12 protein-coding genes are annotated in these 12,981 nt (G+C 64.0%); 5 read left to right on the forward strand and 7 right to left on the reverse strand.

All coding sequences use genetic code 11. From position 1 onward, the window contains the following. Positions 1 to 39: 39 nt before the first annotated feature. Entirely contained in the window at positions 40 to 1,452 is a 1,413-nt protein-coding gene (locus FFS37_RS10155; RefSeq protein ID WP_171026233.1) for a glycosyltransferase family 39 protein, read from the reverse strand. A gap of 228 nt (positions 1,453 to 1,680) precedes the next feature. Further along, a complete protein-coding gene (locus FFS37_RS10160; protein ID WP_137930806.1) occupies positions 1,681 to 2,634 on the reverse strand; it encodes a ring-cleaving dioxygenase in 954 nt (317 codons plus the stop codon). Between the two features lie 317 nt (positions 2,635 to 2,951). On the opposite strand from FFS37_RS10160, the gene FFS37_RS10165 reads away from it, so the two are divergent. The 4 genes from FFS37_RS10165 to FFS37_RS10180 all read left to right on the forward strand — a co-directional run bounded on the left by FFS37_RS10165 (position 2,952) and on the right by FFS37_RS10180 (position 5,164). After that, positions 2,952 to 3,119: a hypothetical protein gene (locus tag FFS37_RS10165; RefSeq protein WP_137930807.1), complete on the forward strand. Its 168-nt coding sequence runs from the start codon at positions 2,952 to 2,954 to the stop codon at positions 3,117 to 3,119. 83 nt (positions 3,120 to 3,202) lie between these two features. After that, positions 3,203 to 3,793: a DJ-1/PfpI family protein gene (locus FFS37_RS10170; RefSeq protein WP_137930808.1), complete on the forward strand. Its 591-nt coding sequence runs from the start codon at positions 3,203 to 3,205 to the stop codon at positions 3,791 to 3,793. Positions 3,794 to 3,862: 69 nt separating this feature from the next. After that, positions 3,863 to 4,270, forward strand: coding sequence for a hypothetical protein (locus tag FFS37_RS10175; protein ID WP_137930809.1), 408 nt, complete (start codon positions 3,863 to 3,865; stop codon positions 4,268 to 4,270). Positions 4,271 to 4,444: 174 nt separating this feature from the next. Then, on the forward strand, positions 4,445 to 5,164 hold the full coding sequence (locus FFS37_RS10180; protein WP_137930810.1) for a helix-turn-helix transcriptional regulator: 720 nt from the start codon (positions 4,445 to 4,447) through the stop codon (positions 5,162 to 5,164). Positions 5,165 to 5,233: 69 nt separating this feature from the next. Here the strand turns inward: FFS37_RS10180 and FFS37_RS10185 are convergent, their stop codons facing one another. From FFS37_RS10185 to FFS37_RS10205, 5 genes are all read right to left on the reverse strand, one after another. Then, positions 5,234 to 5,926 (reverse strand): DUF1013 domain-containing protein, encoded by a 693-nt coding sequence (locus FFS37_RS10185; RefSeq protein WP_044548374.1) that lies wholly within the window; start codon positions 5,924 to 5,926, stop codon positions 5,234 to 5,236. Between the two features lie 237 nt (positions 5,927 to 6,163). Further along, the gene (locus FFS37_RS10190; protein WP_171026234.1) at positions 6,164 to 9,511 is read right to left on the reverse strand and encodes an autotransporter outer membrane beta-barrel domain-containing protein; all 3,348 of its coding nucleotides are present in this window, start codon (positions 9,509 to 9,511) and stop codon (positions 6,164 to 6,166) included. 238 nt (positions 9,512 to 9,749) lie between these two features. Then, on the reverse strand, positions 9,750 to 10,832 hold the full coding sequence (locus FFS37_RS10195; protein ID WP_137930907.1) for a helix-turn-helix transcriptional regulator: 1,083 nt from the start codon (positions 10,830 to 10,832) through the stop codon (positions 9,750 to 9,752). 360 nt (positions 10,833 to 11,192) lie between these two features. Further along, positions 11,193 to 11,333, reverse strand: a complete 141-nt coding sequence (locus FFS37_RS10200) for a DUF1127 domain-containing protein (RefSeq protein ID WP_137930812.1) — start codon at positions 11,331 to 11,333, stop codon at positions 11,193 to 11,195. Between the two features lie 245 nt (positions 11,334 to 11,578). Continuing rightward, a complete protein-coding gene (locus FFS37_RS10205) occupies positions 11,579 to 12,589 on the reverse strand; it encodes an NAD(P)H-quinone oxidoreductase (RefSeq protein WP_137930813.1) in 1,011 nt (336 codons plus the stop codon). A 119-nt stretch (positions 12,590 to 12,708) separates the two neighbouring features. Here FFS37_RS10205 and FFS37_RS10210 point away from each other — a divergent pair, with 119 nt between their 5' ends. Beyond that, positions 12,709 to 12,903 carry a DUF1192 domain-containing protein gene (locus FFS37_RS10210; RefSeq protein ID WP_137930814.1) on the forward strand — a complete coding sequence of 65 codons (195 nt, stop codon included), beginning with the start codon at positions 12,709 to 12,711 and terminating at the stop codon, positions 12,901 to 12,903. Positions 12,904 to 12,981 lie beyond the last annotated feature (78 nt).

Below are 12,981 nucleotides of genomic sequence, written 5' to 3' on the forward strand. Positions count from 1 at the left end.
CTTCAGTGTCTCCTATCTGCCAAGTCCGCTTTCGGCCATCTATGTTCCATTCTGGGGGATGCAGGATCGTGCATCGCGCAGGTCATAGATCCTTACCGTCGGGGCAACGAAGCCATAGTCCCCGTATGGCTTCGAGAATTGTGCCGTGACATGGCTGTCGAGGCAGCGGAACATATCGGCAAGCTCGTATATTCTCGGATTCTGCGCGCTCAGCCCGCCGCCGCGTATGTACCGCTGAAATTTCAAAGATACGAGGTAATCAGCTGGCGCGAGATCGCGGTAGTCCCTGGTTACCGTTGCCGGTTCTCCCAGGGGATAGTCCGCCACGAAACGCGTGATGCCTTGCTTTTCAAGGAAGCGCATGGCCGCAAAGCGCGTATCTGTTTGCCGGTCGAGGTTGGCGACATACGCCATGCCGGCATACGCGCTGGCAACCATGGCGACAAGTCCAAGCCCAATCGCCGCCAGCCGGCTTCGAGGCGTGATCGACCTTGAACAGGCGATGCCGGCGGCCAGCAGCAGGTAGACAACAACCGGCAGGATGTAGCGCATCTGGCCGACGATTTTGAGCGGCGAGAGCTCCAGCAGGAAGAGCCAGATGAAAGCCCCGCCGGCGTAAGCGGCAACATATCTGTTGCGGTCGGCGACGATGGCGATCGCGATTACCCCAAGGGCGATAGCCAAGGCAGGCCCTGTCAGGCTGGGGATCAGATGGTAGCGGAAATGCGTGAGCCCATAGCCATCCCAGAACCACTCCTTGAGGTCGTGGCCCGATTCGGCGTGCGCCAGTTCCGTGCGAAGGCCACTGAGCACGGTAGAAAGCCCGCTTCCGGTTTCGGTCAACAGCGACACGCCGAATATGGCGACCACCGTAAGCGCGTCCATGGCGACAACGATGACGCTTTGCCGGAGACTGAGGCGGCAGGCGACGACCGCCACGACAAAGAGAACGAGGCTGTTGCCGGCGCCCACATATTTCGCCGTCACGGCGAGCCCGAGCGCGAATCCGAAATAGACAAGATTTACCGTGCTGACCTGTTCCTTCAACCGCACCAGTGCATGCAGCCCGACACAGATGGCGAAGACCAGGACGGCGTCTTCCTTGAAGTAATGCGCATGAACCGCGATGGCCGGCGACACCGCGAAAACACACGCCCACAGGAAGGCATTGGTGCCATCGGCGTGGCGTCGCAAGACGACGTAGAAGAGGACGCTTGCGGCAACCGAGGCTAGGGCGCTGACACTGCGCCCGACCAGCAGATAGTCATGGTCACTCGATGCGCCCCAAAGCCATCCCGCGAAGCGGGCCAGTACGATCAGCAATGGCGGATGTGCATAATTGTGGTGCTGCCCTGCGGCAAACGCCACTTTGATCGGCTCGTCCGGCTGGATTCCGTACGGAAAGTCGAGGTTGCAGAAGGCCAGCAATGCCGAGATCGCCGCCAGCAGCAAGATGGGCAGCACCTGGGAATCGCCCCATCGCGCCAGGCCTGCCCAACCGGGCTGCTTTATCGACTGGCTGACGGTCATGGCTTGGCGGCGGGGGCGAGGCGTTTCGACATGCCGCCTTTTGAGCAGCAACACGCCAGGCTGTCAAAGCCTGCCATTCATCCGCGCCCACAATGGCAGGGCCGGCGCCACGATTGCGGAACGTGGCGCCGACCCTGGCTGGAAAGCGATCTATTTCAGCGGCTTGAGGCCGGCTTCGATCGAGGCGCGCTTTGCTTCGAGGAACGGCGGCAGGGCCAGGCTTTCCCCCAGCGTCTCCAGCGGCTCGTCGGCGGTGAAGCCCGGCCCGTCCGTGGCGATCTCGAACAGGATCCCGTTCGGCTCGCGAAAGTAGAGCGAGCGGAAGTAATAGCGCTCGACCTCGCCGCTCGACGGCAGCCGGAATTCGGCCAGACGCGCCGTCCATTGATGCAGCGTCTCCTGGTCCGGCGCCCTGAACGCGACGTGGTGAACCGCGCCGGCGCCTTGTCGGGCAGGCGCCAGTCCGGGTTGCACCGCGACATGAAGCTCCGCCGCCGGCCCGCCCGCGCCCATTTCGAAGACATGGACCTGGCCCTCCCCGTCCGGCGATGCATAGTCGCGAACCCTGCGCATGTTCATCACCCTGGTCAGCACGGCCTCGGTGTTGGTGATGTCGGGAACGCTGATGACGATCGGCCCGAGCCCGCGGATCTGATGCTCGGCCGGCACCGGGCTGCGCGCCCAGGGATGGCTGCCGCCCTTGCCGCCATCGCTGACCAACCGCAGCCGCTGGCCTTCGGGGTCTTCGAAATCCAGCGACGGATAACCGCCAATGTCGGCAATCTCGCTTGTCTCGATGCCCTCGGCGGAGAGGTGCTGCTTCCACCAGGCAAGGCTTTCCTGGCTACCGACCCTCAGGCTGGTTCGCGCGATGCTGTGGGTGCCACGCCGCTCGCGCCCAACCGGCCAGTCGAAGAAGGTGAGGTCGGTGCCCGGTGTTGCCTCGCCGTCGGCATAGAAAAGGTGGTAGGCCGAGGTATCGTCCTGGTTCACCGTCTTCTTCACCAGCCGCAGACCCAGCACCCTCGTATAGAAGTGAAGATTGCCGGGCGCATTGGCTGTGATGGCGGTCAGGTGGTGTATCCCTGTCAGTTGCAGGCTCATGGTCGTCTCCCTGGTTTTGGGGAAGAATTTTCTCCTTTCATATCAGAACGGAGGCCGCCTCGCTGAAGGCCGCCCGCCCCGACAGACTGTCGCCACCCGGTGAACAATCGTGCATCAATTGTCACTTCATTGATGAACAATCGGCACCCTGAGGCTTGCTGTGGCGAGACACGAGGGCAGCGAGATGCCAGGCTCTTTCTCAGCAGGGGCATCCAGCGGAATTATCGCCGGGCGCCCTGACATCCTCCTGACAGACTGCTGTCAGGAGGGGTGTGCGATAGTGCCTTCATCAGAGAGAGCGAGAGAGGAGACAGGTCATGAACGGTTTCACCATTCTGCGCGGCATGCAGCACTATGTCGGCAAGGTGCGCACCATGCGCAATGAAATCCGCACGCAGCGTTTCATGAACGCCCTGCCCGCGGATATCCGCAAGGATATCGGCTGGCCGGATATGTATGAAGAACGCCGTCACCACGGCAATTGAGCATATTTTTCGACACCGATATTGGATGTAGCCGGACCAGCGCCCAGATAAATGGTCCGGCACGCGTGGGATGGAGCGAGCTTATGCCCGGACAGAAGACGATCGGCTTCCTTTTCATCGAGGGCTTTGCCGACTGGGAGTACGGGCTCCTGGCGGCCTCGGCGACCGAATGGTTTGGCGCGCGCGCCGTCTCGCTGACGCCGGACGGCAAGCCTGTAAAAGGCATAAGCGGGTTCCGGCTGGCGCCCGACCGCTCGACCGGGGTCGACGAGAACAGCGACCTTGATGCGGTCGCCGTCATCGGATCGGACAGCTGGGCCGGCGATGCCGCGCCGGATGTGGCTGAACTGCTCGGCAGCGTTGCCTCGCGCGGCGGGGTGGTCGGCGGCATATGCGCGGGCACCCTGGCTTTGGCCCGGTCCGGCATGTTCGAAAAGGCCAGGCACACCAGCAACGGCCGCGAGTGGATCAATGGTCATGAAGCCGGCTATGCCGGCGACGGCAACTATCAGGACGTGGCGCACGCCGTGGCCGATGGCAAAATCGTCTCCGCGCCGGGATCGGCGCCGGGCACGTTCGCGCTCGCCTTCCTTGAGACGCTCTATCCCGAGAGAAGCGGCGATGTCGCCCATATGCGGACGCTCTTCGCCAAGGAGTATGCTGAAGCCTCCTGACAGAATGCTGTCAGGAGCGGCATGCAATGGTGACACAATGCGCATGGACGAGGGCCGAAGGGACGGTCGATGAAAAGCTGGAACGACAGACTGAACACGCCAGGCATCAACGGCATCAAGCCGACGCCGCGCACGATGAGCGATGTCGTCGAGGGCCAGCCCATGCTGGTGCCGACGGCGCGCCAGGTCGACGACTTCGTCCGGTCGATCCCCGAAGGGGTCGAGATGGACGTTCGCGCGCTGCGCACGGCGCTGGCGATCGAACATGGCGCGGAAGTGACATGTCCCGTCACGATCGGCTATCATCTGCGGACCGTCGCCGAAGCCGCCCACGAGGATCTCGAGCGCGGTTTGTCGCTGGGCGACGTCGCGCCCTTCTGGCGCGTGCTGGACGCAAGGACGCCGACAACGGGCAAGCTGTCGTTCGGCGCGGAATTCGTCGCGGCGCAGCGCAAGCGTGAAGGACTGAAGCCATAATGCATGCCGCCCGGAAGCCGAACCGGTTCCGGGACCGCGGCATGCCCGAAGCAATTCCAGGAAAAACGGACCTCGGTTTTCCGCTCGGAATTGCATCGAAACGAGGAGGTGGAGCGGCCCGTCGTTTCTGTGAAACGGCACACCGCTCCGGAGTTAACGTCGGGAGACCATACGATGCGACGCGCCGACAGGCTCTTCCAGATCGTGCAGCATCTGCGCGGTGGCCGTCTGGTCACCGCCCAGAAGCTCGGCACGTGGCTGGAGGTTTCCGAACGAACGATCTATCGCGACATAGCCGACCTGCAGTCGACCGGGGTGCCGATCGACGGCGAGGCTGGCGTTGGCTACATGATGAGGGAGGGTTTCGACCTTCCGCCACTGATGTTCACGCGTGACGAGATCGTGGCGCTGGTGGCTGGCGCGCGCATGGTGCGCGCCTTTGGCGGCGCCGCCATGGCAAGGGCCGCCGACGAGGCGCTGGTCAAGATCGGCGCCGTGTTGCCCGACACCGAAAAGGACCGCATAGCGCGCACCGAAATCCACACGCCGATGTGGGTGGTCAGCGACGCCGCCCGCGAGGCGATCGACCTGATCGAACGCGCGGTCGAGAAACGCCAGGTGCTGACCATCGACTATTCGGACGAGGCCGGGCGCGGCACCGCGCGCGACATCAGGCCTCTCGGATTGTGGTTCTGGGGCAAGGTGTGGACACTGGTCGCCTGGTGCGAGATGCGCGACGACTTCCGCGCCTTCCGCATCGACCGCATCGCCTCGGTGGTGATCGCCGGCCGCATCTTCAAGCCCGAACGCGGCAAGCAACTCGCCGATTTCTATCGCGCCGTCGAGCGCAGCGAGGATTACGGCATGGCGCCGGATCGCGCGGCGCGGAACTGACATCGCGTACAGACAGAAAAGCCCGCTGGAAGCGGGCTCTTCAAAAGAATCCTGAGGGCGTTGACGACCTTATTCGTCGTCCGCATCCTCGTTCTTCGACTTCAGCGCCGAGAGCTTCGCGAACACGGCATTGGCGTCGAGTTCGGCATCCTCGTCCTTCGGCTTTTCCGGAGCCGGCACCAACCGTTCGGTGAGCGCCGCCGGCAGCAGCGTGTCGCCAACCGGCTGTGCCTGCTCGCGGCCACGCGAGGCGCGGTTGACTTCCATGTCGAGGTCGATCTGCGAGGCCAGCCCCAGCGTCACCGGATCCATCGGCTGCAGATTGGCCGAGTTCCAGTGCTTGCGCTCGCGGATCTGCTCGATCGTCGACTTGGTGGTGCCGACGAGGCGCGAAATCTGCGCGTCCTTGAGCTCGGGGTGGTTGCGCACCAGCCAGAGGATGGCGTTGGGCCGGTCCTGGCGCTTCGACAGCGGCGTGTAGCGCGGGCCCTTGCGCTTGGATTCCGGCACCCGGACCTTGGGGTCGGACAGCTTCAGGCGCTGGTTCGGATCCTTCTCGGCGCGGGCGATCTCGTCGCGGGTCAGCTGGCCGGTCATGATCGGGTCCATGCCCTTGATGCCTTGCGCCGATTCACCGTCGGCGATCGCCTTGACCTCAAGCGGATGCAGCCCGCAGAACTGCGCGATCTGTTCGAAGGAGAGCGCGGTGTTGTCGACCAGCCAGACGGCGGTCGCCTTGGGCATCAGCAGCGTATTGGCCATTCCAGATATCCTTCTCGTTCGCCCGCGTTCCCGCGCGGGCGGTGGTTTAGAGCCACCAAAATGGGAAATTCGCGGCCTGTATAACCGTTCCCTTGCTGTTTCGCAATGATTTTGGGAATGACTACCGAATTGTGCTCGCGCTCTTGAACGGATCGCTAACCGAGCTGGCGGGCAGCGGATGCGCGGCCGCTCCCGGCGGTCGTCGGATCGCCGGGGAATGCTTTGTCGCGAAGGTCGTCAGAAGCTCAGGCCGAGATTGACCTTGGCGCCCTGGTCGGCTGCGCCGCCGCCGAACTGGCCGGAATAGGACAGGCCCAGTTTGGCCTTGGCGGACATCTTCAGGTCCAAGCCCACCTCGATGACGGCGGCATCCCTGGCAAACGGTACGCCGGCAATGGCAAAGGCGTTGCCACCGGCGAAATTGAAACTCGACAGCGGCGTGACATCGCCGAAGGCGTGCCGCCAGCCAAGCATGCCGCGGGCGGTGGCGTTCACGCCATCAAGCGCAAGCTCGGTCGAGCCGCGCAGACCGAGCGTGGTGAAGGTGGCATCAGTCGTCGAACCGGTGCTGGTCAGCGCCGCCGCGCCGCCTGTCTCCGTAAAGCCATCGGTATGCACGCTGACATAAGCGAGGTTGGCGAACGGCTCGAACTCGAGTCGACCGGGGTCGGCCTTGTAGGCGAGTTCGCCAAAGACCTGCGCGGCGCCGGCATCATAGTCGGCTGAAAGCGCGTCGGCAAAACCGTCGAAGGTAACCGAGCGATGTGTCGAAAGGCTGCTCCAGCTGTAGGCGGCACCGCCGCGGAAGGCGACCGCCCCCCAATTGGTGCCGCCGTAGAGGCCGAGATGATAGTTGTCGGCCTTGCCGGAGGAGCTGCGATCGTCGGCATCGAAGCTCGAATGGCTGTAGCCGCCGAGCACGCCGACACGCCAGCCGCCCACCGGCGTGTCGGCGCCCGCCACCAGGCCGCCGGTGGAGCGGCCGATGGCGGCGGCGTTGCCGTCGCTATCGGTGTTGCTCCAGGAGCCGAAGGCCTGGCCCCAGACCGCGAACCTGTCTGTATCGGCGGCGACCATTTCCGGCCCACCCTCGCCATAGGCCATGACAGGGATGGCGGCCGTGGTGCCGCTGCCGCCGAAAGCGGCGCGTATGCGCGACGTTGCAGCTTCGCGGATGAAGCGGCTGTCCTCGACCAGCATGCCCTTGGCCGAAGCATGGATTTCGCCCGACAGCTGGTCGAAGGCGTCGCGGGCCTCCGCATCCGTCATCAGACTGGCGACAGCGCCGGCCAGCGGTCCGCCGCTCAAACTGTCCAGTCCTTCGCCGGTGGCGATCTGGTTGGGCGTCAGCCCGGCATCGGCGAAATCGCGCACCTTGGTCACCTTGAGATAGGCGTTTTTGGCGTCGTAATCATCCGTCATCGCCAGGAAGGCGGTGTTGGTCAACCCCAGCACCGTGGCGAACTGGCCGGTCAACCCGCTATCGGCGGTCAGCACCGTATAGGTGCCGACGGCAAGCCCGCCGACATTCACGTCCAGCGTCGAGCCGGTGATATTGGCCGTCCCCGTGGTGGTGAATTTGTCGGCGCCGGTGCCGCTGAGATCGACGACCAGCCTCGAACCGGCGCCGAATACCGCATTGCCGCCAATCTGCCTGGTCACATCGCCGGCGATGCCGTTGAGCATGGAGAGCCAGCCATTGTTGGTGAAGGTCGCGAGATCGTTGAATGTCGTCGTCACCGGCGCGGTGGCGCCGAAGTTGGCCGCGCCGATCCACTCGGTGTTGATCAACGTGCCGCCGCCAAACTCGCTGGTGGCGCCGGCGGCATACCAGAGCCTGCTGGTGACGATGTTGCCGGCTGCGGCGCCCAGTTTGAGTGTTCCCTTCACCACCCACTTGTTGGTGAAATTAACCGGACCGCCCGAAGTCTCGACAGCCAGGTCCGTCGTCAGTCCGGAGCTGTTTTGCACCAGGTCGTCAGTGGTGATGGTAATCGCATGGCCGTTCGATGTCGCGCTGATGGCGGCATCGCTGCCCTGGACCACACCCGTTGCCGTGATGCTGATGGTGCCCGTGCCTCTGTTCTCGGCGTGGATGCCATGGAAGCCGCCGCTGACCGCCACGGCCTCGACGGTCAGGCTTGTCGCCGTGGCGCCGTTGTAGGCGTCTATGCCGTTACCGCTCGTCCCGGCCACCACACCTGTTGCCGTGATGCTGGTGGCGCCGGTTCCGCTGTTTGTGACGGCGATGCCGAAGCGGCCGTTTACCGCGGCGGCACTCACCGTCAAGCCTGTCCCAGAGTTGGAGGCATAGATGCCGGAACCGCTCGTTCCGGTCACTGCGCCTCCTGCCGTGACGCTGGTGGCGCCAGTGCCATTGTTGACGGCATAGATACCGTCGGTTCCGCCGGTCACCGCCATGGCGTCGACCGTCAAGTCGCCCGTCGACGTGGTGCCGTTGTAGGCATAGATGCCGTAACGGCTGCTTCCGATCACTGCGCCTGTTGCCGTGACGCCGATGGCGCCGGTGCCGAAGTTGCTGGCGTGGATGCCGTCGGTCCCGCCAGTCACCGCCTTGGCGTCGATCGTCGTGTCGCCCGTCGTCGCGCCGCCGCCGAAGGCATCTATGCCGTTTCCGCTCGTTCCGGTCACTGCGCCTTTTGCCGTGACGTTGGTGGCGCCGGTGCCATTGTTGTAGGCATAGATACCGTTGGCTCCGCCGGTCGCCGTGCCCTTGGCGAGGACCGTGAGATCATGGCCTGCATAGGTGCCCGGACCGGTTTCATAGGTCAGCGTACCGCTCACAATCGTGTTGACGACATCAACCTGTAGGTCGCCATTGACTGCACGGATGCCGTCTCCATCGCCGGTAACGACGCCAGCGCCATCGACAACGCCCCCAACGACATCGCCATCTGCCGTGACCTTGAGATTGGCCGTAGCGCCCTGGTTCAACGCCACAATGCCACCCTCGGTGCCGGTTACCTTGCCTGTTTCGACGGTGGAATCACCCCCTTGCGAATAGATGACGGCGCCGTAGCCGTCCGTCGCCTTGATGTCGCCCGTGGCCTTGACGCTGGTCGTGCCGTCGCCCGTGTTGATGGCCGCCAGCCCGATCAGGGCGCCCGATATGGCGCCGCCCGTGTCGATCGCGACCGCGCCGCCCGGATTGGGTCCGTAGAACGGATCCGCGATCTGCGGCACCAGCGACACCACGCCAAGGCCGATGCCCGTCGTCGAGCTCAGCGCCGAGGAATTGGCGTCGGTGTAGCTGACCGCGCCCTTGCCGAGGATGCCGAGCGCGAAGGGATCGGTGGTGGTGACGCTGAACCCCGCGCTGGTGGTGACCGTCGGGTTGGCCGGCGCAAGCAGAAGCGTCAACAGATCGACGGCGTCGAGCGGCAGGCCGATACCGGTCGGCACGATCTGGCCGGTCGTGTTGGCACCGGAGCAGACATAGTTGGGCGGTGCCCCCGCCGTGCAAGCCGCATCGGCACTTTGACCAAAGCCGAGAAGCGCCGCACCGGCTATTGCCGTACTGACCAGCAAGCGATTGCGGTAGCGACTGGTTTTGCTGACGTTCATGTTCGAGCCCCGCCCCATATCGACAATCGGCCATCGGCGGGAAGCCGAGTCGGCCGTCGTTACTCTCGACCACGACTGATCGAATGCGGCGGGTTTTCCTAGTCGGCATATGACGACCGATCGCAGCTTTGTGGCGTGGGCGACAGCTTTCAGGGGCCGGACTGCCACATCCGGGGCACACATTCATTTTTACTAATTTGCAAACACTGAACCGCGGACGTCGCTCGATCGACCGGGGTCAGCCAAAGGGCCCGGCACTTTTGAGCAGCGCCACGAGCTGGCTTTGCTGGCGTGTCCCGGTCTTGGCGAATATTCGCTCTAGGTAGGTCCGGGCGGTCTTCTCGGTGACGTTGGAGTTGATGGCGGCGGTTTTCAGGGCCAGCCCTTGCGAGAGTGCGGTGGCCAAGCGGGCCTCGGCAGGCGTCAGATCGAACAGCCCGGCAAGCAGCGTTGGCGAAGGCACGAGCGAACTGGAGTTGAGCGCCGTCGCCGCCAACAATATGTCGGCGCCTGAAAAGATCTCATGCGCCGATCGGCGCAGCGGCAGCATGTGCAGAACCATCGGCGGCCGGCCCTCCGCGCCTTGCACGGGTATGGAGCGGACGGTCGGCTCCATGTCGTTGCGCGCGGCGAGGACGGCCTGCTGGAACAGCCGGTTGGCTTCGGCGTCGGCAATCGCCATGCCGCCAAAGGCGGTGGGCAGGAACAAAGACGACAGGCTTTCGAACAACGCGTTGGCGACCATCATCCGCCCCTTCAGCGACAAGGCAGCAGCCGGCAGTCCCATAGCCGTCATCACGGCGACCGTTCCCTCGGCGCGCTCGAGGCCGAGCCGCCCTGCTATCAGGCCGGCGCGCGCCATGGCTGGCCTCAGGCTGTCCAGAACATCCAGGCTGCTTTGATCGTAATCGCCTTCTCCGAGCCGTCGCTGGAAGACGAAAGTCGCCAGTTCGCCGCTGGGCATCGGTATCGCGGTGCAGGCGTGCGCGCCGATGCCCATGGCGCGAAGCCGTTTGCGTACCGGATCATTCTCGATTTCTTCCGGCGTCAGGAAAGCCTCGACGTCAACGAAGCTCGCCGGCTGCAGCGCACACATGCGCGAAACTGCTGTCGAAAACTGCAGCATATCGCTCGCCAGCAATTCATCTTGCAGATCCTGCAGGAACTCGATCGCCTTGCCGCGCGGGGGCTGGTCTTCCCCGAACAGAAACAGGGCGCCGCCCACGGAGCCGGACAAGGTATCGATGTCCTCCAGCACGTCCGGCCAGAGGTCCGGCACGAAGGCCGCCTCGTAGATTCGGTTCATCAGGTCGTCGGGCATGAGCACGAAGCCCTTCCGTAGAAAGCATGGCGCCGGACCCAAGCAATCAACGCTTAAGGTCGACCGATCTTCTCTAACGTCAACATGCCACAGCGCCCGCCGTCAATCACGAATAAGCAAAAAATGCCATAGAGCGGTTTCGTCCGGGCAGCGTCATTGAAGCGCTTCTTGCGGCCAATCTTGTACAACCCGTTGGCAAAAGCGCCTCGCGCTCCCGGAATTGCCAGAACAATTGTCTGGATTCCAAAAAGACAAAACCCGCTGGACGGTGTCCAGCGGGCTCGGAACCGGAGACGACAAGCGTCTGCGACAGCTCTACTTCCCTGAATGAGGCGACCGATAGCCGGCCACCCCTTGGGATCAGATCGCCTGGCGGGCGATCCGTTCGATGTCGGCACGGCTGATGCCGAGGTCGCTCAGCTGACGTGCGTTGAGGCGGTTCAGTTCGCGCACGGTCTCGTTGTACATGCGCCAGTTACGGAAAGCGCGGATCGGGTTCATGGTAGTCCTCCTGATGGGGTGTTCGTTTCGATGCTGCTCAAATAGTCATCAACGACCCCGACTTGAACGGCCGATTTTGCATAGCAATGATGCAAATGCTGCATTGCACCATTAAGCCTCTGTTCATCTTGTGGGCAGGGATGAAGGGCGCTGACCCAGGACGTGTCGAGATTCCGGTCAGGCCGAGCCGGAAATGGCTGATATCAGTCCCTTGCGGGCCGGCCTCACCGGAATATCGGCACGTCCTAGCCGACGTCGAGCACGATCTTGCCGATATGCTCGCCCTCCTCCATCCGCTCGTGCGCGCGCCAGGCATCGGTAAGCGGATAGATCATGTCCATGACCGGAGCGACCTTGCGCGTACCGAGCAGCGGCCACACCTGCGCCTCCAGCGCCGCGGCGATCGCGGCCTTGAACTCGACCGTGCGCGGCCGCAGCGTCGATCCGGTATGGGTGAGCCGCTTGACCATGATCTTGGAAAAGTCGGCGCTCGCCACCGCACCGGCCTGCACAGCGATCTGGACGATGCGGCCCTCGACCGCCGCGGCCTCGTAATTGCGCTGGACATAGTCGCCTCCGACCATGTCGAGGATGACGTTGGCACCCTTGCCATCCGTCGCCTCCTTCACCGCGGTGACAAAATCCTGCTCGCGGTAGTTGATCGCCCGGTCGGCGCCGAGTTTCAGGCAGGCGTCGCACTTATCCTGGCTGCCGGCGGTGGTGATGACATAGGCGCCGAAGGCCGAGGCGAGCTGGATCGCCGTCGTGCCGATACCGGACGACCCGCCATGGACGAGCAGCGTTTCGCCCTTCTTCAGACCGCCGCGCTCGAACACATTGTGCCAGACGGTGAAGTAGTTTTCCGGCACCGCGGCCGCTTCCGTGTGGGTGAACCCGGCCGGCAGCGGCAGCACCGAGCCGGCATGAACCTTGACATACTCGGCATAGGCGCCGCCGGGCGTGAGCGCGCAGACCCGGTCGCCGATGCGCCAGCGCGATATCTCGTCACCAAGGGCCGCCACTTCGCCCGACGCCTCGAGGCCCGGCAGGTCGGACGCACCGGGCGGCGGCGGGTAGGCGCCCTTGCGCTGTTGGACGTCGGGCCGGTTGACGCCCGCGGCATGGACCTTGATCAGGATTTCACCGGGGCCCGGCAAGGGAACATCGCGCGTTTCCGGCTTCAGCACCCGTGGGCCGCCCGGCTCCGAGATCGCGATCGCCGTCATCCGTGCCGGAATTTTCTGTCCGTTCGCCATGAATCTTCCTGTCTTCCTCGCCGTGCCATATCGGCTGTTTGCATCGACGCCCCTGCCCTATGTATGCTGATTGCCAAATCAGGCAAATGGCCAATCCGGTGACGCAGGGAGGAGCGACGATGGCGATCTTCGACGACGAACCGAGGAAAAAGCCGCGCCCGCATGAAATCGGGCAGGATCTGTCGCTGCTTTCCGCCGATGAACTGTCCGAACGCATCGGCATCCTGCGCGAGGAGATCGAGCGGCTGGAGGCCGAACTCAAAGCCAAGGGCTCCACGAAGTCGGCCGCCGAAGCGCTGTTCCGCCGCGGATAATTCCCGGCGAGCCTGCCGCCGAAAAGCCCGAATGCGACTGTCTTCAGACCTTGCGTCCCTCTCGATTTCAGCCGGATC

The sequence above is a fragment of the Mesorhizobium comanense genome (assembly GCF_005503535.1).
Lineage (GTDB): Bacteria > Pseudomonadota > Alphaproteobacteria > Rhizobiales > Rhizobiaceae > Mesorhizobium > Mesorhizobium comanense.

Excerpts from the sequence above, each read along its gene's own strand:
- FFS37_RS10165 (WP_137930807.1), top strand. The coding sequence starts at position 2,952 with ATGAACGGTTTCACCATTCTGCGCGGCATGCAGCACTATGTCGGCAAG.
- FFS37_RS10180 (WP_137930810.1), top strand. The coding sequence starts at position 4,445 with ATGCGACGCGCCGACAGGCTCTTCCAGATCGTGCAGCATCTGCGCGGT.
- FFS37_RS10175 (WP_137930809.1), top strand. The coding sequence starts at position 3,863 with ATGAAAAGCTGGAACGACAGACTGAACACGCCAGGCATCAACGGCATC.
- FFS37_RS10185 (WP_044548374.1), bottom strand. The coding sequence starts at position 5,926 with ATGGCCAATACGCTGCTGATGCCCAAGGCGACCGCCGTCTGGCTGGTC.
- FFS37_RS10195 (WP_137930907.1), bottom strand. The coding sequence starts at position 10,832 with ATGCCCGACGACCTGATGAACCGAATCTACGAGGCGGCCTTCGTGCCG.
- FFS37_RS10200 (WP_137930812.1), bottom strand. The coding sequence starts at position 11,333 with ATGAACCCGATCCGCGCTTTCCGTAACTGGCGCATGTACAACGAGACC.
- FFS37_RS10160 (WP_137930806.1), bottom strand. The coding sequence starts at position 2,634 with ATGAGCCTGCAACTGACAGGGATACACCACCTGACCGCCATCACAGCC.
- FFS37_RS10190 (WP_171026234.1), bottom strand. The coding sequence starts at position 9,511 with ATGAACGTCAGCAAAACCAGTCGCTACCGCAATCGCTTGCTGGTCAGT.
- FFS37_RS10210 (WP_137930814.1), top strand. The coding sequence starts at position 12,709 with ATGGCGATCTTCGACGACGAACCGAGGAAAAAGCCGCGCCCGCATGAA.
- FFS37_RS10170 (WP_137930808.1), top strand. The coding sequence starts at position 3,203 with ATGCCCGGACAGAAGACGATCGGCTTCCTTTTCATCGAGGGCTTTGCC.
- FFS37_RS10205 (WP_137930813.1), bottom strand. The coding sequence starts at position 12,589 with ATGGCGAACGGACAGAAAATTCCGGCACGGATGACGGCGATCGCGATC.